19 protein-coding genes are annotated in these 24489 nt (G+C 56.0%); 15 read left to right on the forward strand and 4 right to left on the reverse strand.

The annotated features are described in order from the left end of the window. The first annotated feature begins 130 nt into the window (after window positions 1-130). The 5 genes from ACN082_RS06465 (at window position 131) to ACN082_RS06485 (ending at window position 6506) form a co-directional block, all read left to right on the forward strand. Window positions 131-3616: a bifunctional proline dehydrogenase/L-glutamate gamma-semialdehyde dehydrogenase gene (locus tag ACN082_RS06465; protein WP_419100033.1), complete on the forward strand. Its 3486-nt coding sequence runs from the start codon at window positions 131-133 to the stop codon at window positions 3614-3616. Between the two features lie 216 nt (window positions 3617-3832). Next, complete coding sequence (gene gcvH, locus ACN082_RS06470) at window positions 3833-4225, forward strand: glycine cleavage system protein GcvH (RefSeq protein ID WP_419100034.1); 393 nt, start codon at window positions 3833-3835, stop codon at window positions 4223-4225. Window positions 4226-4509: 284 nt separating this feature from the next. Continuing rightward, window positions 4510-4950, forward strand: coding sequence for an FHA domain-containing protein (locus ACN082_RS06475; RefSeq protein WP_419100035.1), 441 nt, complete (start codon window positions 4510-4512; stop codon window positions 4948-4950). Next, window positions 4950-5684, forward strand: coding sequence for a MerR family transcriptional regulator (locus ACN082_RS06480; RefSeq protein ID WP_419100036.1), 735 nt, complete (start codon window positions 4950-4952; stop codon window positions 5682-5684). The genes ACN082_RS06475 and ACN082_RS06480 overlap by 1 nt, the downstream gene beginning before the upstream one ends. 261 nt (window positions 5685-5945) lie before the next feature. Beyond that, entirely contained in the window at window positions 5946-6506 is a 561-nt protein-coding gene (locus ACN082_RS06485; protein ID WP_419100119.1) for a MerR family transcriptional regulator, read from the forward strand. Between the two features lie 90 nt (window positions 6507-6596). Here the strand turns inward: ACN082_RS06485 and ACN082_RS06490 are convergent, their stop codons facing one another. After that, window positions 6597-7415 (reverse strand): ParA family protein, encoded by an 819-nt coding sequence (locus tag ACN082_RS06490; protein WP_419100037.1) that lies wholly within the window; start codon window positions 7413-7415, stop codon window positions 6597-6599. A gap of 287 nt (window positions 7416-7702) precedes the next feature. On the opposite strand from ACN082_RS06490, the gene ACN082_RS06495 reads away from it, so the two are divergent. The 4 genes from ACN082_RS06495 to ACN082_RS06510 all read left to right on the forward strand — a co-directional run bounded on the left by ACN082_RS06495 (window position 7703) and on the right by ACN082_RS06510 (window position 13641). Then, complete coding sequence (locus ACN082_RS06495) at window positions 7703-11152, forward strand: pyruvate carboxylase (RefSeq protein ID WP_419100038.1); 3450 nt, start codon at window positions 7703-7705, stop codon at window positions 11150-11152. 319 nt (window positions 11153-11471) lie between these two features. Next, window positions 11472-11870: a hypothetical protein gene (locus ACN082_RS06500; RefSeq protein WP_419100039.1), complete on the forward strand. Its 399-nt coding sequence runs from the start codon at window positions 11472-11474 to the stop codon at window positions 11868-11870. A 24-nt stretch (window positions 11871-11894) separates the two neighbouring features. Next, window positions 11895-12101 (forward strand): hypothetical protein, encoded by a 207-nt coding sequence (locus ACN082_RS06505; RefSeq protein ID WP_419100040.1) that lies wholly within the window; start codon window positions 11895-11897, stop codon window positions 12099-12101. Window positions 12102-12231: 130 nt separating this feature from the next. Next, window positions 12232-13641 carry a mycothione reductase gene (locus ACN082_RS06510; protein WP_419100120.1) on the forward strand — a complete coding sequence of 470 codons (1410 nt, stop codon included), beginning with the start codon at window positions 12232-12234 and terminating at the stop codon, window positions 13639-13641. 151 nt (window positions 13642-13792) lie between these two features. Here ACN082_RS06510 and ACN082_RS06515 read toward each other — a convergent pair whose 3' ends face one another. Then, window positions 13793-15877 carry an AMP-dependent synthetase/ligase gene (locus ACN082_RS06515; protein ID WP_419100041.1) on the reverse strand — a complete coding sequence of 695 codons (2085 nt, stop codon included), beginning with the start codon at window positions 15875-15877 and terminating at the stop codon, window positions 13793-13795. Window positions 15878-16189: 312 nt separating this feature from the next. Here ACN082_RS06515 and ACN082_RS06520 point away from each other — a divergent pair, with 312 nt between their 5' ends. Together ACN082_RS06520 and ACN082_RS06525 are read left to right on the forward strand one after the other, a co-directional pair. Further along, window positions 16190-16936 (forward strand): lysophospholipid acyltransferase family protein, encoded by a 747-nt coding sequence (locus ACN082_RS06520; protein ID WP_419100042.1) that lies wholly within the window; start codon window positions 16190-16192, stop codon window positions 16934-16936. Between the two features lie 165 nt (window positions 16937-17101). Next, a complete protein-coding gene (locus ACN082_RS06525; protein ID WP_419100043.1) occupies window positions 17102-18460 on the forward strand; it encodes a class II 3-deoxy-7-phosphoheptulonate synthase in 1359 nt (452 codons plus the stop codon). Between the two features lie 108 nt (window positions 18461-18568). Here the strand turns inward: ACN082_RS06525 and ACN082_RS06530 are convergent, their stop codons facing one another. Beyond that, on the reverse strand, window positions 18569-20134 hold the full coding sequence (locus ACN082_RS06530) for a serine/threonine protein kinase (protein ID WP_419100044.1): 1566 nt from the start codon (window positions 20132-20134) through the stop codon (window positions 18569-18571). A gap of 135 nt (window positions 20135-20269) precedes the next feature. On the opposite strand from ACN082_RS06530, the gene ACN082_RS06535 reads away from it, so the two are divergent. Then, window positions 20270-20611, forward strand: a complete 342-nt coding sequence (locus ACN082_RS06535; RefSeq protein WP_419100121.1) for an Rv2175c family DNA-binding protein — start codon at window positions 20270-20272, stop codon at window positions 20609-20611. A gap of 65 nt (window positions 20612-20676) precedes the next feature. Here ACN082_RS06535 and ACN082_RS06540 read toward each other — a convergent pair whose 3' ends face one another. Then, window positions 20677-21789, reverse strand: a complete 1113-nt coding sequence (locus ACN082_RS06540; protein WP_419100045.1) for a polyprenyl synthetase family protein — start codon at window positions 21787-21789, stop codon at window positions 20677-20679. Between the two features lie 132 nt (window positions 21790-21921). On the opposite strand from ACN082_RS06540, the gene dinB reads away from it, so the two are divergent. The 3 genes from dinB to mraZ all read left to right on the forward strand — a co-directional run bounded on the left by dinB (window position 21922) and on the right by mraZ (window position 24450). Continuing rightward, window positions 21922-23187: a DNA polymerase IV gene (gene dinB, locus ACN082_RS06545; RefSeq protein WP_419100046.1), complete on the forward strand. Its 1266-nt coding sequence runs from the start codon at window positions 21922-21924 to the stop codon at window positions 23185-23187. A gap of 144 nt (window positions 23188-23331) precedes the next feature. Then, window positions 23332-23724 carry a DUF3040 domain-containing protein gene (locus ACN082_RS06550; RefSeq protein ID WP_419100047.1) on the forward strand — a complete coding sequence of 131 codons (393 nt, stop codon included), beginning with the start codon at window positions 23332-23334 and terminating at the stop codon, window positions 23722-23724. 291 nt (window positions 23725-24015) lie between these two features. Beyond that, window positions 24016-24450 (forward strand): division/cell wall cluster transcriptional repressor MraZ, encoded by a 435-nt coding sequence (gene mraZ / locus ACN082_RS06555; RefSeq protein WP_419100048.1) that lies wholly within the window; start codon window positions 24016-24018, stop codon window positions 24448-24450. Window positions 24451-24489: the final 39 nt, after the last annotated feature.

Consider the following 24489-nt stretch of genomic DNA (forward strand, 5'->3'; position numbering starts at 1 on the left):
GCTACTAAATATACAGGGTAAAAAATATTCACTTTTACTAATAGTGTAACCAGAACCTAAAGATGGTGAAATGGATAACAAGAAGCAGGTTTTCGCCCCGCCAAGAGCGGGCCAACAAGGAGGTCACCCCATGGCACAACCCTTCACCGACACCCACCACCAGAAACTAGCAGAACAGGCCGTCCAGCTGGTTGCCGACTGGGTTCAGGCAGCCCAGCAGATTCCCTCTGACCCTTCCGCAGAAAAACTGGCCGGAGTTCTCAAAGACCCTAACGGCCTAGACTTCACCGTGGGCTTTGTGGACGGCGTCATCCGCCCCGAAGACCAGCAAGTCGCCGGTAAAAACCTGAGCCGAATCGCCCCGATCGTGCCCTCCTTCTTGCCCTGGTACATGAAGAGCGCTGTAGGGGTGGGCGGCAAGCTGGCCGCCAAGGCTTCCTGGCCCACCGTACCCCTTGCCCGCACCGTCCTGCGCCAGATGGTGGGCCACCTGATTGTCGATGCCCGCGACCAGAAGCTGGGCCCCGCCATCAAACACCTGACCTCAACAGGCAACAAGCTCAACATCAACCTGCTGGGTGAAGCCGTCCTAGGTGACCGCGAGGCAGAACGCCGCCTGAGTGAAACCAAGCGACTGCTGGCCCGCGACGACGTTGACTACGTTTCCATCAAGGTGTCCTCCGTATCTGGCCCCCACTCGCACTGGGCCTTCGAAGAGGTCGTTGCCGATGCCGTTGAACGTCTAACCCCCCTCTACGAGCAGGCGGCGGCATCACCGACCCCCAAGTTCATCAACCTGGACATGGAAGAGTACAAGGACCTGGACATGACCATCGCGGTCTTCACCAAGATCCTTGATCAGCCCCAGCTTAAGAACCTGGAGGCCGGCATCGTGCTCCAGGCCTACCTGCCCGACACCCTGGCCGCCATGCAGCACCTTCAGGAGTGGGCCGCTCAGCGCGTTGCCGCCGGTGGCGCTCGCATCAAGGTTCGCCTGGTCAAGGGCGCAAACCTGTCCATGGAAAGGGTAGAAGCCGCCGTTCATGGCTGGCCCCTGACTACCTGCGACTCCAAGCAGGACTCTGACACTAACTACAAGCGCATCCTCAACTATGCACTGACCCCCGAACGCACCCGCAACATCCGCCTGGGCGTTGCCGGCCACAACCTCTTTGACGTCGCTTTTGCACTGCTTCTCGCCGAAGACCGAGGGGTCGAAAAGGATATCGAATTTGAGATGCTCATCGGCATGGCCTCCCAGCAGGCGGAGATTATCCGCCAGCGTGTGGGCCATCTGCTGCTTTACACCCCCGTGGTCCGCCCCGAAGAGTTCGACGTCGCTATCTCCTACCTGGTGCGCCGCCTTGAAGAGAACGCATCGAGCGAGAACTTCATGAGCGCGGTCTTTGACCTGGATTCTTCCCCCCAGCTCTTTGAACGCGAAAAGAATCGATTCTTACGCTCCCTGGAGGCTGTGACCGATGAAATTCAGCCGCCCCAGCGCACCCAGAACAGGCTGGAGGAGACTGCTGATACTGTTTTCAAGCCTGCCCCCGGGACCTTTGAGAACACTCCCGATACCGACCCAGCCCTGGCGGGTAACCGTGAATGGGGCCGCGCTATCTTGGAGCGCTCCAAGACCACCCAGATTGGTCTGGATGCTCTGGAGGCTAACGAGCTGGGTTCATCAGAAGAGGCTGAGGCCCTGGTTGCCCAGACCGTGGAAGCTGGCCGCGCCTGGGGTGCCCGCCCCGCCTCCGAACGTGCCGAAATCCTGCGTAAGGTAGCCGTCAATCTGGCGGTCCGCCGTGGCGAGTTCATGGAGATTATGGCTGCTGAGGCCGGCAAGACCCTGGACCAGGGAGATGTTGAAGTCTCTGAGGCTATCGACTTTGCCTACTACTACGCTTTGCTGGCTGAGCGCCTTGATTCTGTGGACGGTGCCAAGCACCACCCGGTTAAGCTGACCCTGGTTGTTCCGCCCTGGAACTTCCCCACAGCGATCCCCGTCGGTGGTGTGCTTTCTGCCCTGGCCGCTGGCTCCGCCGTGATTTTCAAGCCCGCAAGCAACACCGCCCGGGTGGGCGCACTGATTGCTGAGGTGCTGTGGCAGGCTGGAGTGCCCGAGGAGGTCCTGCGCCTGGTCAAGGTTACCGACCGCCAGGCCGGTTCCACCATGATTGCCCACCCCAGCGTTGACCGCCTGATTCTGACCGGCGGTTACGAGACCGCCGAGATGTTCCGGTCCTGGCGTAAGGACCTGCCGCTATTCGGTGAGACCTCCGGTAAGAACTCCATTATTGTGACCCCCAATGCTGACCTTGATCTGGCGGTTAAAGACGTGGTCTACTCGGCCTTCGGTCATGCCGGGCAGAAGTGTTCAGCGGCTTCAACGGTTATTCTTGTTGGCTCGGTAGGGGAGTCTAAGCGCTTCTACAACCAGCTGGTCGATGCGGTAAAGTCCCTGCACGTTGCCCACCCCCAGGACATTGAAGCCGAGATGGGCCCGGTCATTGAGGTTCCCGAGGGCAAGCTCAAGCGCGGCCTGACCGAGCTGGGCGAGGGCGAGACCTGGGTACTCAAACCCCAGCAGCTCGATGAGACCGGCAGGCTCTGGTCACCCGGCGTCCGCGCAGGTGTCAAGCCCGGCTCCGAGTACCACCTGACCGAGTACTTTGGTCCCATTCTGGGTGTCATGAAGGCCGCAACTTTAGAAGAAGCCATTGAGCTTCAGAACGCAACCGACTACGGCCTGACCGCTGGCCTGCATTCACTGGATTCCGGTGAACTTGAACTCTGGCTCAGCAAGGTTCAGGCGGGTAACCTCTACGTCAACCGAGGCATCACCGGCGCGATTGTTCAGCGTCAGCCCTTCGGCGGCTGGAAGAAGTCCACCGTAGGTTCGGGCACCAAGGCTGGCGGCCCCAACTACCTGGTGGCCCTCAGCGACTGGGAAAGCGCACCCGCAACTGCGACCACCGCCCCCTCCGACCAGAAGGTGCTCTCTGTGCTGACCGCTGTTCGCGGCCTGGATGGCTTCCCACCAGAAGAGCTGGATATGCTGGCTCGCGCCGCAAGCTCTGATGCTGATGCCTGGGCAACTGAATTCGGGCAGGGGCACGACCCCAGTAAGCTGGGTGTAGAACGCAATATCCTGCGTTACCTGCCAACTACGGTTCAGGTTCGTCTAGACCAAGATGGGGAGCTTGTCGCTGCCTTGCGCGTTCTGCTGGCGGGGCTGGTTGCCGGGGCACGGGTTGAGTTCTCCACCGCCCAGGAGCTACCCACTGCTCTGACCGCAGCTCTGGGCGCCGCAGGTATCAGCCTTGTCTCTCAGGACGATGCTCAGTACCGCTCGGCTCTTGCCAAAATTGCTCACACCCCCTCCAAGAAGCTTGAGGGAACCGCTTTTGAGGGTGCCCGTATCCGCTACATTGGCCAGGACGTCACGAGTATCTACCAGGCCTTGAATGGCCGACCCGACATTGCGGTTTACTTCCAGCCTGTGACAGAAGCCGGTCGAATCGAGATTCTGCCCTTTATCCGGGAGCAGGCCGTTTCGATTACTGCCCACCGTTTCGGTAACCCCTACAAATTCTCTGAGGGCCTTATCTAATCCACGGTAAAGACCAGCCCGCCCTTCACCATGAGGGGCGGGCCTTTTATGGTAAGAAGACAGTAAAAGAGGTGGCGCCAAACACGCATCACTGTTTTCTGTGTCATATAATCGTGCCTAGGCTGATTCCTTTTCCCTCACTGGAATCATGCGCAGTTAGTTCGAGCTTCACGCACCTCGATCGGCATCTTTGATCACTAGAAAAGGACACCTCCGATGAGCAATGTTCCCGCAGAACTCAAATACACCAAAGAACACGAGTGGGTTGGTCAACTCACCGCAGACGGAACAGTTCGTATTGGGGTGACAGACCACGCCCAGGGTGAACTGGGCGACGTTGTGTACGTTGACTTGCCCGAAGTGGGGGACACCCTCGAAGCTGAGGCAACATTCGGTGAGATTGAATCCACCAAGAGCGTCTCTGACCTCTTCGTTCCGCTTTCTGGCCAAGTTGTAGTTGTCAACGATGCCTTGGAAAGCTCGCCCGAAATTGTGAACTCTGATCCTTACGGTGAGGGCTGGCTGATTGAACTCCGCCCGGCGAACAAAGCTGATATTGATTCCCTGCTTTCTGCTGAGGGCTACCTAGCTGAGATTGAAGCCCAGTAGCTTTCCCACTTTTCGTAGAGCTTGTGCACCGCCTTTTCCCTACCGGGGAGGGCGGTGCCCTTCTGCTGAGCGAAAATCACGAAAAATACCGGATGGAACACGGCCTGAAATAGCCATAAATCGTTCCTAATGGCTAAGATTAAACAAGCGGTTCACTGTTTACCATTTCGTGACCTTGTGCCGGTTCATACCACAACACAACATATCCCTTGACGTAGTCATCTTCCCCGGGTTCCAGACCCCAAGATTCTTCTGTCGCACCATCCCACAAAGGACTAGATTGTATGGCCCCCGCCGAAGCCCACCCACAGACAAGCACCATTAGCCTCACCGCCCTGGGGATTTCTCAGGCTCACACTCCTACTGCTGAGGAAACCGCCCTGCTGGCAACTCTTCCTGTTGGCTCAGCTGTTCTTATTGGTATTGATGGTCAGTTCAAGGGTGCTCGTTTCCTGCTGACTCCCGATGCGACAGATGACGGCGGGGTTCTACCCACTATTGCCGGCCGTAGCCCTGAGTCTGACATCTACTTAGACGACGTCACCGTTTCGCGTCGCCACGCACTCTTTATTCCGAACGCAGGCAGCTTCATCCTGACCGACGCTGATTCCTTGAACGGTACCTATGTTAATGGTGATCGCGTCGATGAGGCTTACCTCAAGAACGGCGATGAAATCCACATCGGCAAGTTTCACTTCGCTTTCTACCAGGGTCAAGGCAAGTAATGAAACCCCAGGCACAATCTGCTGACGCTAGCGGTGCCGGGGCCAAGAATAAGACGATCGGCCAGGTACTCGGCGCCCTCGAAGGTGAGTTTGAGGGTATTAGCGCCTCTAAAATTCGCTTCCTTGAAGACAAGGGGCTGGTGAGCCCGCAGCGCACTAATACCGGTTACCGTAAGTACTCTGAGCAGGATATTGAGCGCCTACGCTATGTCCTCCAGCTTCAGCGAGACCAGTACCTACCGCTCAAAGTTATCAGGCAGCGTCTAGCTGAGTTAGATGCTGGGCTTGCGCCCGAGGCCGTCCAATCTCAGGAAGAGAAAACCGTTCCTGCTGTTGCTCCGGGTCAGCGCCCAGCTCTTCCTGCTGAACCTGGGCAGGTCTATACTCTGCGAGAGCTGGGCCAGGCGGCTGGCGTTGATATGCCCCTGCTCCGTGAACTCCTCAACTACGGGCTGCTAGAAGAGGGGAAAGAAGCCTACGATCAGTATGATCTGGCTGTCACCGAGGTCTGTAACCAGCTCACTGTCCACGGCCTACACCCGCGCCACCTGAGGGCTTTCCGGGCGGCGGCTGACCGGGAAGTAGACCTGGTGGAGACCGCTGTCGGCCCGCTGGCCTTGCGTAAGGACGAAAAATCTCAGGCCAGGGCGGCTGAGCTTGCTGGTGAAATTGCCCAGTTGATGCTCCGCCTACACATGGCCCTTGTCGCAGGCGCAATGCCAAGCTTTGATTAGGCTCTTTGAAGGCTGAGTCTCTGGCTAGCTTTCTGGTGGCGGTATTTTAATGACTTAGACCACCTTAAAACGCCGGGTGTCTGGCAGACCTAAATAACAGTCAATCGGGTTGGGGCAGGTAGGATAAGAGAGTCCATGATCCACATGAGGGAAGGAATCGCTATCACCGTGAATAACGATAACGGTTACAAGAGCGCAACTGATGCGCTACAAGGCGTACCTGCCCCTCTGGATCAGCCCTTGCTGGGTATTGACGACGTCATGCCTCGCAGTGCCCCGGTAGGCGAGCAGGGCGTTCTGTTTGACGATCCGCTTTCCCTGGTCGATGAAAATCTGGGCTACCGTGGGCCTACGGCCTGTAAAGCTGCTGGCATTACCTACCGCCAGCTTGATTACTGGGCCCGAACTCACCTGGTCGAACCCACCGTGCGTTCTGCTCAGGGGTCAGGTTCCCAGCGTCTATATTCTTTTCGCGATGTCCTGGTTCTTAAAATCGTTAAGAGCCTTTTGGACACCGGGGTTTCCCTGCAACAGATCCGCACTTCGGTGGAGCACCTGCGTGCCCGGGGTGTCGAAGATTTAGCCGGTATCACTCTCATGTCTGACGGTGCATCGGTCTATGAATGCACCTCAGCTGCCGAGGTAATCGATTTGGTACAGGCTGGCCAGGGGGTCTTCGGCATTGCCATTGGCCGGGTCTGGCGTGAACTCGAAGTTTCGCTCAGTGAGCTACCCGGCGAGAACACCGCACAAGAAGTCGCTCAGGGCCCCGAAATTCACGATGAGCTCTCTGCCCGCCGGGCGCGTAAAGCTGGCGCCTAATCAGCTATTAGTTTCGTTCTGTGTAAACACAGCACATAAGGGAAGGAAACCCTTCAAGGGTTTCCTTCCCCTTTTGTATTCCTAGGCGCCTTACTTGGCTTTCTCAAGCTCTACCAGCCCGGCTAAGAGGGCTGTAAAAGCATCTGCCAGAGGCTGGGCTTCTGCTTCAGGCCAGTAGTGGACGGGGTAGGCGGAGCCTTGAATTCGCTGAAGCAGGGGAGTCTCAGGAATCGGGATTTCTGCTACCAGATCACCAAAGAGGACCCGCATTTCTTCGGTGCGGTATTCGTGCTCAGGGTCATTGTCCCTGACCTTATTCATAATGATGGATGCTGCTCCGACAGCGTACTCAGTGTTTGACTCAAAGCGGGCGATAGCTCGCATAGTGCGTTCAGAGCCGGCAACAGAGAAGAGGGAAGGCTCGGCAACAGAGAGAACCCGCCCGGAAGCCGCCCAGGCCATCTCGGTCAGGCGACCAAGGGTTGGTGGGCAGTCGATGAGGATGAGGTCAAAATCGTCGCTCACGGGTTCTAGCAATCGTGCTAGATGAGGCAACAGAATGTCTGTAGGCTCAGACCGTTCCAGGGCTGTCAGCCGGGCTGACGCCCGCCCAACCCACACCCCGGCTTCTAAGCCAGTTCGGGAAGCCTGCCCCAAACTGCCCAGAGCGGTCCATGAGGAGGGACGAATCTCGTCCTTGAGCCAATAATTGTCGGGCGCTGAGAGCATGGCACCCATATCGGCACCATCGGTAGGTGAGCCCAGACCCGTTGAAGCATCCCCGTGCGGATCCAAGTCAATGACCAGAACACGTAATCCGCAGGCCTGGGCGGCAGAAGCAAGCCCTAGAGTAACAGAGGTTTTACCCACGCCGCCTTTAAGGCTACTGATGCTTACAATGCTGGTCATACTGGGAAGCCTCTCGATTACTGGGAACACACTGCCTTTACTATGCTACCTAAAAAGCTGGGGACGATGAGTTTGCCTATACCCACGCCTGGGAAGGGGCTAGCAGGAGAAAATACCAAGTGTAGTGCTAGTGACCATAAAATCCATAGATTACGGTCCTCATCACACAACATGGCCCCAAAAGGGAGTCTGGGCCGTCAAAAAAAGCTATATTTGAGGTGTTCACACACTCTTGTGGCTTAGCTCCGCCTGCCTGTCTAGGTTTCGACGGAGCGGAACGGAAAGAAATGTTTTCAAAAATCTTGGTCGCCAACCGTGGCGAAATCGCGATTCGCGCCTACCGAGCGGCCTATGAGCTTGGTGCAAAGACAGTCGGTGTCTTCCCCTACGAAGACCGCCACTCCATTCACCGCCAGCAGGCTGATGAAGCTTACCCCATCGGTGAAGAGGGACACCCCGTTCGGGCTTACCTGGACATTGATGAGATCATCCGCGTCGCCAAAGAAGCCGGCGCCGATGCCATCTACCCCGGTTACGGTTTCCTCTCCGAAAATCCTGATTTGGCGCGGGCTGCAGCTGACGCTGGTATCACCTTCATTGGCCCGCCCCCGGAGGTACTGGAGTTAGCGGGAAATAAGGTAGAGGCACTGCGTGCCGCCCGCCGCGCAGGTATCCCGGTGCTCAAATCAACCGAACCCAGCTCAGACATCGACTACCTCCTGAGCCAGGCGGAAGAAATCGGCTTCCCCATTTTCGTGAAAGCTGTTGCCGGCGGCGGTGGCCGTGGCATGCGCCGGGTCGAAAACCGCCAAGCTCTTAAAGGCTCCATCGAAGCGGCGATGCGTGAAGCTGAAACCGCGTTTGGTGACCCCACTGTCTTCCTGGAACAGGCTGTCTTGCGCCCCCGCCACATCGAGGTGCAGATTCTTGCCGATGCAGAGGGCAACATCGTTCACCTCTTTGAGCGTGACTGCTCGCTCCAGCGCCGTCACCAGAAGGTCGTTGAAATCGCTCCTGCCCCCAATCTGGACGATAAGATCCGCCAGGCCCTCTTCCGCGATGCTGTGAAGTTCGCCCGGGAGCTAGGCTACGTCAACGCCGGTACCGTGGAGTTCCTGGTCGATACCGCAGGTGAGCGCGCTGGCCAGCATGTCTTTATCGAGATGAACCCCCGTATTCAGGTGGAGCACACCGTCACCGAAGAGGTGACCGATGTTGACCTGGTTCAGTCACAGATGCGTATTGCTGCCGGTGAAACCCTGGATGATTTGGGAATCCACCAGGAGGACCTGAAAGTACGTGGCTACGCCCTTCAGTCCCGCATCACTACCGAAGACCCCGCCAACGGTTTCCGCCCGGACGTTGGCAAGGTAACCTACTACCGTTCGGCCGGTGGCTCCGGCATCCGACTGGACGGTGGCACCGTCTACACCGGGGCACAGATTTCACCGCACTTTGACTCCATGCTGGTCAAACTGACCTGCCGGGGTCGTACCTTTGAATCAGCTGTTCAGCGCGCCTCCCGTGCGCTGGCGGAGTTCCGTATTCGTGGTGTTGCCACCAATATCCCCTTTATCCAGGCGGTGCTGGAGGACCCCACCTTCCGCGCGGGCGATGTCTCCACCCCCTTCATCGATGAGCACCCCGAGCTCTTGATCAAGAAACCCTCCGCTGACCGTGGAACCAAGGCTCTTCAGTACCTGGCGAACGTAACCGTCAATAAGCCTCACGGCCCCCGCATTGACGGTATTGACCCGCGCACTAAGCTCCCACGTTTCCCCGGGGATAAGGTTTCAGAGCCTTTCCGCTCACCCTTTGACGCTTCGTCCCATCAGCCTCCAGCTGGTTGGCGGCAACGCCTGCTAGAACTGGGGCCGGAGGGCTTTGCCAAGGCAGTGCGTGAGACCAAGGAAGTGCTGATCACAGATACAACCTTCCGAGATGCTCACCAGTCACTGCTGGCAACCCGTGTGCGTACCCGTGACCTCTTGGCAGCAGCACCAGCTGTAGCTCACGTCACCCCGGAGCTTTTCTCGGTTGAAGCTTGGGGCGGTGCTACCTACGACGTTGCTCTGCGGTTCCTGACTGAGGACCCCTGGGAACGCCTTGCCCACCTGCGTGCGGCCATGCCTAACCTGCCTATCCAGATGCTACTGCGGGGTAGGAACACTGTGGGCTACACACCCTACCCCACCGAAGTAACCGATGCTTTCGTGCAGGAGGCAGCAGCCACCGGTGTTGATATCTTCCGCATTTTTGATTCGCTGAACGATGTCTCCCAAATGACACCGGCTATCAAGGCCGTTCGTGCAACGGGCACAGCGGTAGCGGAGGTGGCAATCTGCTACACCGGCGATATGCTCGACCCCAACGAGAAGACCTACTCACTGGACTACTACCTCAACCTTGCCGATCAGGTGGTTGAGGCCGGTGCTCACATCCTAGCCATTAAGGACATGGCAGGGCTGCTGCGCCCCGAGGCGGCCCGCCGACTGGTGACCGCTCTGCGGGAGCGCTTTGATCTGCCAGTGCACCTGCACACCCACGACACTGCCGGTGGCCAGGTGGGTACTCTGCTTGCGGCGGTTGAAGCTGGTGTTGACGTTGTGGACGTGGCCTCAGCCTCCATGGCTGGCACCACCTCACAGCCCTCTTTCTCCGCTCTTGTGGGTGCTCTCCAGCATACCGAGCGTCAGCCCTCTATCACCCTTGAGGCCGCCTGTGCTCTGGAACCCTACTGGGAAGCTGTTCGTACCATCTACAAGCCCTTTGAGATGGGCCTGTCTGCCCCGACTGGGCGTGTCTACACCCACGAGATTCCCGGTGGTCAGCTCTCCAACCTCCGCGCCCAGGCTAAGGCTCTGGGGCTGGGGGAGCGGTTCGAGGACATCGAAGATATGTACGCGGCAGCTGATCGCATGCTGGGCCATATCGTCAAGGTCACCCCGTCCTCCAAGGTTGTGGGCGACCTGGCTCTCCAGTTAGTCGGTATGGGTGTCTCACCCGAGGACTTCGAGAAAGATCCTCAGAACTTTGATATCCCCGACTCCGTTATCGGCTTCCTCAACGGTGAACTGGGTACCCCGCCTGCTGGTTGGCCTGAGCCCTTCCGCACCCGGGCACTTGAGGGCCGCAAGCTGGCGAAGCCTAGCCTTAAGGAACTTTCTGCGGAGGACCTTGCGGCTTTGGCTGGGGACCCGGCAACCCGCCGCGCTACCCTCAACCGCCTGCTCTTTGCCGGCCCCACCCAGGATTATGAGAAGGCCCGGGAGGAATTCGGCGATGTTTCAATCCTGCACACCCGTGACTTCCTCTACGGCATGGTCTTCAAGCGCGAACACGTCATCTCCCTGGGTAAGGGTGTGCGTTTGATTGCTACCCTGCAGGCTATCTCAGAGCCAGATGATAAGGGTATCCGTGAGGTCATCTGCACCTTGAATGGTCAGCAGCGTAGTGTCTATGTTCGCGATAACTCGGTTGAGTCCAACGTCAAGGAAGCTGAGAAGGCTGATGCCTCCAATCCCGGTCATATAGCGGCTCCTTTCGCCGGTGGTGTGACTATTACGGTCAAGCCCGGCGATGTCATTGCGGCGGGTGACCAGGTAGCCACCATTGAGGCTATGAAGATGGAGGCTTCAATTACTTCCACCGTCTCAGGTACCGTCGAACGTATCGTCTATAAGGACATCTCGCAGGTAGCTGGTGGTGACCTGCTGATTGTGGTCAATGTTCAGTAGAGAACCTGAGTAAGAAGGCGGCGGTTCCCGGGCAACGGGGGCCGCTGCTTTCTTTTGCCCCCACCGATGGCCTAAGGCAGAGGTAAGTTCGCGGGTATTTCTTTCTTTAATCTAGTCAGGTCAGCTTTCCAGTGCTAGTTTTTTAGGCATGATAAAGACTCGTGGACTGTTGATTTCCTGGCTCCTGAGCACTGCTCTCTTTTACATGTGTTCGATTGGATACACCGTCTTTCAAGCTAGGTTCAGTGATGTGAATCCCCTGGGGGCAGGAGGCCTTACTTTCACGCCTATCGTGGACCGTTGGGTAGTAGTGGTTGCTATGGTTACACTCTGGGTAAGCGCAATTTTGGGTGCTATCTACTTGAGTTTGAGCATCAATAATTGGAAACATAGAACTGCCATTCCCGGGCAAAGGGAAAGTACTGCAGGAGTTCTGACCGCAGTTCTTTGGGTTCTCGGGACGCCCATCTTCCTCATTTTCTTTCTGCTCGGTCTATTAATGGCGTTTATTACATATAGTATGCAGGATTACAAATACATACAGTCCGAAAGCGCCCAGACATATATTTTGGTTAGTAAAGACAACATCGATTACAGCACCTACTATCAGTACAAAAGAGTTGCTCCTGGCCTGATGATTCGAGACCGGGAAATCAACTACTCACATTGGCAGGCTGGAGAATATGTTCCCCCGGAAGCGCCTTTATTTGATTGGTGAATGGGCCCAGATAAGCTAGGTAGCATGAATATTACTCACATTATGGTTATTGGTTTTGGTGCTCTTCTCTTGCTGGTGGGGGCGCTTGCTCCTCAAGCTGGGTGGAACCTGCCGGTAATGATTCTGGGCGGTCTGCACGTGGTAGTAGGTAACGTCCTTGTTTTCCGTCAGATGAAACAGAACCTTCAGCAGACCAAGCAAACTCCCCAAGACAAGGCAACCAACGAATAAGCACACTAGGCTGATCGGAAGGATTTCAGTCTGGGGCAGTGGGCGGGAATAGCCTGTCAGCGTTCGATGTTGAACCTTACACGGGCACACCGAATCAGTGCCCACAAAAGCTACAGCGAAAGGTACCGTGTTGAGCGCAGTACGCGAATACGACATCATTATCATCGGATCAGGTTCCGGTAACTCTCTACCGAACGCAGCAATGGAAGGCAAGAAAATTGCCATTATTGACGGCGGACGGTTCGGCGGAACCTGCCTGAACGTGGGGTGTATCCCTACCAAGATGTACGTTTACCCTGCTTCGGTTGTTACCCGGAGCAAGGAGGCCGCTCGGCTGGGGGTTGAGCTAGAACACCGCAGTACTGCCTGGCGCGATATCCGTGACCGCATTTTTGGGCGTATCGATGCTATCAGCCAGGGCGGTTTGCAGTGGCGTAAGTCCCTGGACAATGTGGATGTCTACCAAGAGTTCGTTCAGTTCATTGACACCCACACTCTACGTACCGATTCAGGTATTGAGCTGACCGCCCCTCAGATTGTTGTAGCGACCGGTTCCCGCGTTTCACTGCCTCAGGTTCCCGGTATCGACCTGCCCCAGGTGCACACATCCGACACCATTATGCGCTTGGAGGACCTACCCCAACACATCGTGGTGGTGGGCGGTGGCTTTATCGCCGCTGAGTTCGCGCATGTCTTTAACGGGCTTGGGGCTCGTGTAACCCAGGCTGTTCGTTCCGACCGTCTGCTCAGGAGCCATGACCGCAGTATCGCAGAGACTTTCACCACTGCCGCTCAGCATCAGTGGGACCTTCGCCTTAACCACGCCCTGCGCTCTATAGAACCAAGTCAGGGTGGAAAAGTGACGGTTCACTTTGAGGCCCATGGGCAGGATGTCACGGTTGAAGCCGATACCGTACTGGTAGCCACAGGGCGCACCCCGAACTCGGATACAATCTCGGCCGCCACTTTCTTTGACGTTGATGAGCGAGGCCTGCTGCAGGTCGATGAGTACCAGCGTGTTCTCTCAGGTGGCCTTCCGGTCAAGGGCCTATGGGCGCTGGGTGATGTGTCGTCACCCTTCCAGCTCAAGCACGTTGCCAACGCTGAGATGCGCACTGTGCAGTGGAATCTGCTCAACCCTGAGCACCTCAAAGCCACAGACCACCGCTTTGTCCCTTCCGCTGTTTTCACCTACCCTCCGATTGCTTCGGTGGGCCTGACCGAGGAAGAAGCCCAGCAAGAGGCTGACCGAGAGGGCTTTGAGATAACCGTCAAAGAGCAAAAGTTCGGCGACGTTGCCTACGGTTGGGCCATGGAGGACTCTGAGGGGCTCTGCAAACTGATTGCCCGCAAGGATACCGGTCAATTACTGGGAGCACACCTGATTGGTGAAGAATCACCAACCCTGATTCAACCCCTCATCCAGGCTATGAGCTTTGGCCTTTCTGCTCGGGATATGGCTCGTGGCCAGTACTGGATCCACCCGGCCCTGACTGAAGTTGTAGAGAACGCGCTTCTGGGCCTGGAGCTGGACTCCTAGCAAGTCACTCTGAGATAGAGGTACCGTGCACCGGAGGCTAGAGTTTTCTAGTTGCTCTCTCTGCCTTCGGCTCAGAACTAACGAGAGTCAAGCCCCGAACCCTCATAAGGGTTCGGGGCTTGACTCTATTGGATTGACCTACCCTCAGAAGCTAGGGCTTGGTCGAATCCGAACTAGCACCGCCCTCAGCAGATCCTTCACGGCCTTGATCTGCTGTATTCTTTGAAGCTGAGAGGGGAGATGCCTGCTGAATTTTTTCGGCCAGCTCCTGGAACCGCCCAGCCTGGTGACCGGTAAAGTCCTGGAACTTCTGGCCCTGCACTGACTTGAACTCTTCCCACTTCTCAGTCTGCTCTGCCCTAATCTCCTGAACACGTTCGGCAGTCTGCGCCGCCGTTTCGGTCACTGAAGTCTTGGTACGGTTGTAGATATCTTCAATATAGGAGTTGAAATCGGCAAGAACCTGCTTGCGCCTTACCTTCATGGAGGGGGTCAGATGTCCCTCAGCTTCGGTGAAGTCCTTGTCAACGATACGGAACTCGCGGATCGACTCAGCCTTGGACACCAGGGCATTCGCGTCGTCCACAAATTTCTGGATGGCTGCTCGGACGCTCGGGTGGTTGGCGGCCTCCTTGGGAGTAAGGGTGGGCGGAAGGCCGATACGTTCCAGCTCATCGGGAAGGACGTCGGGATCAAGGGTGATAAGTGCTGCGATAAAGGGCTTCTCATCGCCTACCAGCATGGCCTGAGAAACCATAGGGGCCTGACGCAGACGGTCCTCGGCGGGTACCGGCATGACGTTTTTACCGCCAGCGGTCACAATGATTTCCTTTTTACGGCCGGTGATATAGATTTTACCGTCCTCATCAATATGGGCCAGGTCACCGGTCCGGAACCAACCGTCCTCGGTAAAGGCGGCTGCGTTCTCTTCGGGGTTATCCAAGTAACCAGAAATCAGACCGACACCGCGGTATTCAAGTTCACCATCTTCTGCGATTCGGGCTGAACCGCCCGGAATTAGAGTACCGACGTTGCCGATATCGAATCCGCGAATACGACCCACCGCCAGCGGTGCAGTAGTCTCCGTCAGACCGTAGCCTTCAACAACCTGGATACCTACAGCATGGTAGAAGTGGCCGTAGTGCGGGGCAAGGCGGCCTCCACCTGAAACAGCGAAACGAACCTTTCCCCCCATTGCCTCACGGAGCTTTGAGTACACCAGCTTGTCGTAAAACTTGTGCTGGAGTGCTAGCTTGTGGGTCATCTTTCCCGCAATTTGAGCCTCTGACCACCTAATGGCAACCTCAACGGAACGGTGGAAGAGCTTAGCGTTGATCTTGCCGCCCTTCTCTGATTTCTTGATTGCGCCCTCATAGACTTTTTCAAAGACTCGGGGGACAACCAGGAGCATAGTTGGCCGGAAGGAACTTAGATCTGTGGAGAGATTTTTGATATCGGGGGCATGCCCCACGGTCAGCCCGGCCTCAAAAGCAAGGATTTCGATGATACGACCCAGCACATGCGCTAGTGGCAAAAAGAGGAGTGTTGAGTTTGTTTCGTTGGCGATCTCAGGAATGGTGAGCTTGGAATTAACGCAGAGCCGTACAAAGTTACCGTGGGTAATGGGGCAGGCCTTGGGGCGGCCAGTAGTTCCCGAGGTGTAGACGATGGTAGCAAGCGAATCGAGGTTTGCTAGGGCACGCCGCTCTAAGACAGCTTCATCGGTTACCCCGGAACCTGCCTGAACCAGTGTGGAAATAGCTGCGTCCTCAATGACCCACACATCCTTGAGGCGCTCAAGAGAGAGCTCCTCCTCGGTGAGGTCACGGGCCTTCTCAATAACACCGGCCAGCTTAGTGTTTTCAACGAATACGGCCTTAGCCTTCGAGTGGGAAAGCGCCCATGCTGCCTGGGCGGGGGAAGATGTCTCGTAGACAGGTACAGAGATGCCGCCTGAATACCAAATCGCAAAGTCAATCAGGGTCCACTCGTAGCGGGTACGACTCATAATGCCAATGACGTCTCCGGCTTCGATGCCCGATGCAATGAGCCCCTTGGCGAGGTCAATGACCTGACGACGGAACTCTTTGGCGGTTACGTTCACCCAGTTGCCTGGCGACTTTTGTACTCGGTAGACAACAGGGTCCCTGCTGTCCTGCGCGCGACGTTCCACCATTTCAGTGACGTTGATAGATGGGTCAACGCTGACAAGTTGCGGGGAGTGTATTTCTTTCACCTTGCTACCTTTGCAATCTCACCCCACCGTTGGGGATGGAACGGGCTGTGGCTTCGGCACCACGCATGGGCATCTTATCCTGAGCAATTTTACAGGGCAAAATTAATCGGACTGCACGATTAGCGCTCTTAGAGAGCTGTTTTCTTAATCTACTGATCTACACGATGAGCTTACTTAAACTAGCGGTTATATTTAGCCTGAAAAACAGACAAAAGCAGTCCGGAAGAGTGCGCTTCTCTTTTTAGCAGAGTAGGGCCCGTGCTTACAATGTTTGGTAGGAAAACAGCGTACTGCCCCAAGGAGTGACTTCGCATGTATATGCAGCTTCGTTTCGTGCTCAAACCCCTCCTGCAACGGGTATACCATCACGATGAGGTGGGTGCTGAACACATCCCTGGTGACCAAGGTGCCATATTGGCAAGTAACCATGTGTCCTTTGTGGATTCTCTTTTCTTGCCACTTGCCGCACCTCGTCAGGTCTTTTTCCTGGCCAAATCAGACTATTTCACTACCCCAGGCCTCAAAGGTAGGTTGATGAAATGGTTTTTTACCTCGGTGGGGCAGCTTCCCATCGATCGTTCTGGTGGAGCTAAATCAGCCCAGTCTCTTGCTGCGGCAGTATCAGCCTTGCGAGAGGGGAAACTGGTGGGTATTTACCCAGAGGGCACCCGCAGCCCCGATGCCCGCCTCTACCGGGCAAAAATTGGTGTTGCCCGCCTAGCACTTGAAGCTGGAGTTCCTATTATCCCGGTTGCGCAACTGGGCAATGAGTATGTTCAGAGGCCGGGATCTAATAGGTTGCATGTGCGCCACCAGGGGAAAGCCATCCGCGTGCGAACCATTATTGGTGAGCCGATTGATACGACCCCCTACGCTCACCGGGAAGACCAGTGGGTCGCTCAACGGGAACTTGCTGATTTAGTTATGCAGAAAATTAGTGAACTCACCGGCAGAAAGATTATCCCAGCCTATGCTGGCGATATTAAGAAGCTTATGGCCTCTGAGAACATCAGCGCAGATGAAGCACTGCGCAGGTTGCTCCCTGATTACACCCCCTAAGCGAGGAGGGTATGTGCCCCGGCTCATCATGGAAGCCTAGACCGGTTAGGGGTGTCATATGATGGACTCCGCATTGTAGGGCACCCCAACCAAGACCATACTTTATCAAGAAAGCCTTTCCCCACGAGGCAGAGAACGACCACTATACTAAGGATTTATCGCGTCATGACCTCCGATATCAGCCCCAGCAGCAAGAATTTATCTGAACTCGACGAGTGGCGTTCCCTCAAGATTGACCAGCACCCTCAGTGGGTTAATCACCCAGATTTTGCCCAAGTCATGCGTGAACTGAGCACCGTACCTCCGCTTGTATTCGCCGGTGAAGTCGATCAGATGCGTGCTGATTTAGCGCGGGTGGCAAACGGTGAAGCTTTCCTCCTGCAAGGCGGTGACTGCGCCGAAACCTTTGCCGGTGCAACCGCAGATAAGATATCGGGCCGTATTCGTACCCTGCTTCAGATGGCGGTAGTCCTGACCTACGGTGCGTCTATGCCCGTTGTAAAGATGGGGCGTATGGCCGGGCAGTTCTCAAAACCCCGGTCCTCCAACGACGAAACCCGCAACGGGGTGACACTGCCTTCCTTCCGCGGCGAGATGGTCAATGGCTTTGACTTCACCGAAGAATCCCGAGTCCACGACCCTCGCCGTATGCTTCGCGGCTACCACACCAGCGCATCCACCTTGAATCTGATTCGTGCTTTCACCCAGGGCGGCTTTGCCGATTTACGACTGGTGAACTCCTGGAATAAGGGATTCACCTCTAACCCCGCTCACTCTCGCTACGAGTCTATCGCGGCCGAAATTGACCGAGCCGTCAAATTCATGGAGGCCTGCGGCACTGACTTTGGACCGCTCAAAACCACCGATGTTTACACTGGACATGAAGCTCTGCTCCTTGACTTTGAGCGTGCACTCACCCGCATTGATTCACGAACCAACCTCCCCTACGATACCTCAGCCCACTTCCTCTGGATCGGTGAGCGAACCCGCGGCCTGGACGATGCCCACGTCAACTTCCTATCCAAGGTCCGCAACCCCATCGGTGTGAAGCTCGGCCCCACTACCACCGCTGACGATGCGCTTGCCCTGATTGACAAGCTTGACCCGGAACGCGATCCTGGCCGTCTGACCTTCATTATCCGCATGGGCGCCGCTACTATTCGTAAGAAGCTACCGGCGATTGTCGAAGGGGTGCAGAAAACAGGTGCCAAGGTCGTTTGGGTTACCGACCCCATGCACGGCAACACCATCTCTGTTCCCTCGGGCTACAAGACTCGCCGCTTCGATGATGTGGCCGATGAAGTTCAGGGTTTCTTTGAGGTCCACGAAGCCCTGGGCACCTTCCCCGGTGGAATCCATGTTGAAATGACCGGCGACGATGTCGCTGAGTGCCTGGGCGGCTCTGATCCGATTGAGGAAGCGGCCTTTGCTGACCGCTACGAGACTCTATGTGATCCCCGCTTGAACCACCAGCAGTCGCTGGAAATCGCTTTCCAGGTTGCTGAGTACCTGGCCCGCCGCTAAAAGGGACAGTCTCAATCCGTTAGCTTTCTAGTTACTTACTGAAAAGCCATCTGCCCTATCTGGTACCAGATAGGGCAGATGGCTTTTAGTTTTGGTCAAAGCAGAGAGCTAAAACAGTAGGGTAGCTAGCCACCAACCGATGAATCCGGCACCAACCAGACCAAGGAGTAAGAAGGCCGAGAAAGCTAGCAGGGCTACCGGCTGAGGTGCTGCTCGCCAGGGTTCAGCAGGGGAGCGGCGTTCTGCCTGGCTCTTAGCTGTGACGATGCCTGGACTCTGGTGAGCAGAACGTGCGGGAATGAAAGCATCACCTGCTTGCTGGGTTTGCCCTGCCCGACGTGGGGTATAACTAGCGGAGATGCTGGTTGCCGATGGCGCAGAGGCCGGTGCATTTGCTGCTTCCATGGCAGGGCTTAGTCCAGAAAAGGCCACGGTGGTGTTGGGGTCCTGAGCCACGTCCCAGTAGAGAGTTTCATGGCCTGATCTGTCAGACTCTGGGGTAGCTGACGCGCTCGCCTTTTGTGTCGCCTGAGGCTTGGTCATGGGGCCCACACCGGCTATCTGGGTGGGGGCATAGACCTGAACCGGCGCTGAAGCGGCTGAACGCACCGCTTTCTCGTGCGCAGTCAGTGGCGCTGACGTATCAGCTTCTACATCAATGAGGTCATCGGCCTGTCCAAAAGCAGAGATAGGGGTATTCCGATACACACGGGTCATGCCGGATCGGTCAGCGATTTCGGTAACATCCTCCCACATCCTTGTGAGAGGCAGATCGGTTACTAGAGGTGCACGGAAAGCCCTCTCATCAGCGGTGGAACGGCTCAGACAGTCTTGAAGAGCGCGGTAGAGCTCGGTGGCATCTTGGGGCCGATCTGCAGGGTTGCGACGCGTAGACCAGCTGACCACACCCGCAATATCCGAGGAAATTCCGGGAGCCAGTTGAGTGACGGAGGGGATATCGGTGTTGGTGTTATGGTAGAGCACCTGCTGGTCATTTTCTGTTACCGCGAACGGCATACGGCCGGTGAGCATACGGTACATCATGACACCGGCTGAGAAAATGTCGCTGGCGGGCCCGACAGAAGCACGAACATCGAGAATCTCCGGGGCCACAAAGGAGGGCGTGCCCATGAGCTGGCCGGTCGCATTCTGGTCAGCGCGGCGGGTCAGGCCAAAATCGGAAAGCTTGATGGTCTGGTGCTCATCTTCAAGCAAAATATTGGCGGGTTTGATGTCGCGGTGAATGAGCCGGTGAGCGTGGACTTCTGACAGTCCCTCGACGGCAGGAATCATAATGGAGAGAAGCTCCCCGACCGAGAGCACAGGCCTTACCTTCAGTAGCTGAGAAAGGGTGCACCCGTGGACGTATTCCAGAACCAGGAACATCACCTGCTGTCCATGGACCTTCTCAGTGCCTGAGGCTATAACCCCTACCACATTAGGGTGCTTGATTTTGCTGAGCGCCGCACCCTCCCGGAAAAACTTCTGTTGCTGAGTTGGATCCGCAGAAAGGTGCGGTAAAAGCACCTTGACCGCAACGGGGTTATTGGACCACAAATCAACCGCGTGGTAGACCTCTGCCATGCCTCCGCGGGCTATCAGGTGGCCGACCTCGAAATGACCGTCAAAAATTACCCCGGTCAGCCAGGGGGCAGCAGCGTTCTGTTCAGACATCTTTACCATCTTACGTGCGCCAGCTAGCGGGCGGTAGTGCAGAAGTGATGAGGGTAAGAACACGTCATGCTACCGCTTACCCCGGTTCTAGGGCACAATGGTTAGGTGACTGATGATAAAACTACACCCCAAGTAATGAGCCTGGTAGGTAACTGGCTAACGATTCCGGATATTGCCGAAGCCCTTGACCTCAAAGTAACCCGCGTTCATAACCTACTTTCCGATGGCACTCTGCTTGCCGTTCGTGACCCCGAGAGCGGGGTTAGGAAAGTTCCCGCGCTCTTTATCCGTCAGGACCGTGTCCTGGAATCTTTGAAGGGTACCCTTATTGTTCTTAAGGACGCAGGGTTTACCGCCGAAGAAGCTATCGTGTGGCTCTACACCGAGGATGACTCCTTGCCCGGTCGACCTATCGATGCTCTCCTTGAAGGCCGAAAGACTGAGATCCGCCGAAGGGCATCCGCTCTGGCCTGGTAAATCAGATGGATGCTCTGGACCGGGGTGCTGGTGTGCTGAATACAGCTACTGGCACCCCGGTCTTTTTATGAGCTACGGTTCAGAGCCTTAGCCGCAATTTCTCGGAGGGCCTGCATCACATCTGTATCGATGCTCAGCTCTGCCAGCTGGCTCAGTGCCTGCTCGCTCTTTTCGCTAATCATTGCCTCGGTGGCCTCTAGCGCGCCGCTATTTCGCATGAGGTCCTGGAGGGCCGTGATAGTTGCGGGATCCAGCTGGGGGGAACCCAAGGATTCCTCCAGGAAAGCTCGTTCTTGGGCTGAAACTTTCATAGCGGTAAACGCCGTAAGCACGGTCCGCTTGCCCTCTCGGAGATCATCTCCGGCAGGTTTCCCGGTTGTCTCAGGCTCCCCAAAGACACCTAGCACATCGTCCCTGAGCTGGAAACCTTCTCCCAGGGGGAGGGCAAAAGTCCGGTACCCATGGAGCAGGGAGGACGGCTCCCCATGCTTCAGGTCCTGCCCAAGAGCACCGCCTAAGGCCAGAGGGTGTTCACAGGAGTACTTTGCTGACTTAAAACGAATCACGTTGAGAGCGCGTTCAAGGGCCAGCTCGGGTTCTTCTTCTGGGACAACTTCACCCACAATATCGAGGTACTGCCCGGCCATAACCTCGGTTCTCATCAGGTCAAAAATAAAACGGGCTTCGCTCTGTGCTGTCAGCTCAGGAATAGAAGAGAACACCATCTCTGACCACGAAAGGCAGAGATCACCCGCCAGGATTGCACTAGAAACGCCGAAAGTTTCGGCGCTGGTTTTGTAGCTAAGGTCAGTGTGCATGGCTTCAAAGCGACGGTGTAGGCTGGGGGCACCACGGCGGGTATCGGAAGCGTCAATAATGTCATCGTGAATCAGCGCAGCAGTCTGGAAGAGCTCAATAGCAAGCCCGGCTTTAACGATAGATGGAGTCAGACCGGCACCGCCTGAACCGCGATATCCCCAGTAGGCAAGAAGCGCCCGTAGTCGTTTGCCTCCGGAGGAAAGAGATTCTATGGAGTCAAGCAAAGGGAGAGTCTCCTTGGAAACAGGCAGCATAATTTCTCTTTGCCGCGCAAAGAAACGCTGTCTTTCAAGCTCCAAGGCCTCAAGATAGCGAGAGGTTTCCAGAGAGGCGGGATCGGATGCTTGCTGGGGGGTCATGGCGTCCTTGGGTGGTATGAGCAGGTGTAACCAGTCTAGTGGATTGAATGATTGGTCTGGCAAAGTTTGGGTATCTCGACTAACCTAGATTGTTAGAACATATATTCTAATTGCTGTAAAGGTCGGTGCCAGGTGGGGTGGGAGAGTCGGGAGCGCTATCAGCTGAGGAAGCCAGCGCCCGTTATCATGCACCTTGACATGGATGCCTTCTTCGTGAACGTGGAATTGCTTTTCCGGCCAGAACTCAAGGGGCGCAGCATCATTGTCGCCAGGAACACTCCGCGTTCTGTGGTCACTTCTGCTTCCTATGAGGCTCGAAAGTATGGTGTGGGCTCAGCCATGCCTTTAGCTAGGGCCTTGCAACTGTGCCCTAATGCTGTTGTGGTTGAGCCATCCTCTAACTATCGTGACTACTCCCGTAAGGTCATGGCTATTCTGCACCGGATTACAGACCGGGTGGAGCAGGTCAGCGTAGACGAGGCTTTTGTCGATCTCACCTCGGCTATCCGCGCCCAGGGCAACCCTGTACAGATTGCTCAGAAGGCGCGGCGACAGATAGCTGATGAACTGGGGCTCCCATCATCAGCGGGCATTTCTTCTACGAAATTTATTGCCAAAATGGCGTCCTCTGCCTCTAAGCCCAAGGGCCTCTGGGTCATTCCGCCCCACAAAATACAGGATTTTTTGGACCCTATGCCGGTGGGGCGGCTCTGGGGGGTTGGGGCCAAGACCTCTGCCCATCTTGAGGGACTGGGGATACATACAGTCAAGCAACTTCGGGGGTACGAGCTAGGGTGGCTCCAAAGTCGCTTTGGGCTGTCTGCCGGAACTCATCTGTTTGAGATGTCGAGGGGCATTGATCGTCGTGCGGTAGAAAACCACCGGGTTGAAAAATCCATAGGAGCCGAGCATACATTTCTTGAGGACCAACAAGAAGCCACAGTCCTGGCTACTGAGCTCTATGGCCTGTGCCTGACTGTCGCGCGGCGTCTGCGTGCTTCGGGTAAGCAAACCCGTAGCCTGAGCATCAAAATTCGTTATTCCAACTTTGAGACGCTGACCCGATCCTGCCCTCTTCTGGGGGCAACAAGCTCAGGGCGGCAGATCTTCGAAGCGGTTCAGGCCTATCTCAGTCGGAATGGAATTCTCGACTCTCGCGGGAATTCTCACCGGCCGATCCGTCTGCTGGGGGTACGCGCTGACAAGCTGGAGGCTCAGAGTGCAGGGGTGCAACTCGCCCTGCTTCAGGATGACCTCGATGTGGGTGACTTTGACCGCCACCAGCATTGGCAGGGCGCTGAATCTACCATGGACCTCATCCAGGCAAAGTTCGGGGCTAGAGGTTTGATACCTGCACGGTTGCTGATGGCCGACCAAAGAAAAGGGCCCCTGGAATAAAATTCAAACCCTTGCGGCTTTTTCTTGGGTCTTTAGCCTGACAAAATGTAAGATGGTTAGACTGAAATGGTTCGGTACCTGGCCTGCGTTTGAGCGCGGTTCTCGGTAACTTTCCAGTCCTTTCCACAAGCTCTAGGAGATGCCATGGCGCTATCGGAACGCGAGAAAGAACTTCTTGCTCAGCTTGAGAAGCAGCTCAATGACGATCCTGCTTTCGCATCTACTATGACCGGGCCGCAGGATGTCGTGGCTCCCGCTTTGACTGCATCACCTCGTCACCTGGTTCTAGGTGCCCTGGGGGCTGTCCTGGGTTTGGGTGTGATCATCGCCGGTGTAGCCAGCAAGCTCATTATTGTGGGTGTCCTCGGGTTCCTCCTTGCTAGTGCTGGCCTATATTTTGCAACTACCGCTCCCCGGAACTCCTCCCCGAAGGCAGGAAAGGGAGTATCTGCCCCCAGGCCCTCTAAAGGGCCCTCATCCTTTATGAGGGGACTAGAGGAGAAATGGGATAAGCGCCAAGGCGGTACACGCTTTTAGGCAGGCAGTTCTTTGGACCGCCCGGTAGCTACCGGGCGGTTTTTTGTGCCTTAAAGAGATTTGCTGTTTTCAAACGAATTAAGAGGCAAAAAGGAATTCCTGTTTAATGCACGAACCTGCATAAACCTCAGCGGTGGCTTGAGTGTGAAAACGCTCAAAAACTTATTGAAAATTCTAGTTTTGGTATATGCAGTGGGGCATTGTGGAGTAAAGTGGAGGGGTAGAGCAATACTGGTGTAGTTTCCCGTTGGGTTCGGAAGCACACGAAAAACGAGAGCAAGAGGTGGTGTGATGTTTCTAGGGACGCACACTCCCCGTCTTGACGCTAAAGGCAGGCTCATTTTGCCGGCTAAGTTCCGCGAACAGCTTGAGCCTGGGCTTGTCCTAACGCGCGGTCAGGAGCGTTGCCTCTACGTTTTTACTGTCTCTGAGTTTGAACGTATTCATGAGCAGTTGCGTGCGGCCCCGCTGTCTTCAAAGCAGGCAAGAGACTACATTAGAGTTTTTCTATCGGGAGCCTCAGATGAGGTCCCCGATAAACAGGGACGAATTACTATTCCTCAGAATCTGCGGGACTACGCCGGGCTTGAAAAGGAGCTCACGGTCATCGGCGCAGGTTCAAGGGCTGAAATCTGGAGTACGGAGGCTTGGGAAACCTACCTCCGGGAACAAGAGGAAAGCTTTGCAGAAACAGACGAAGACATTCTTCCGGGGCTCATGCTCTAAAGACTTTCACTAGCTGACAACCAACCACCACTGCAAGGA

The sequence above is a fragment of the Rothia sp. CCM 9417 genome (assembly GCF_048513575.1).
Classification (GTDB): Bacteria; Actinomycetota; Actinomycetes; order Actinomycetales; family Micrococcaceae; genus Rothia.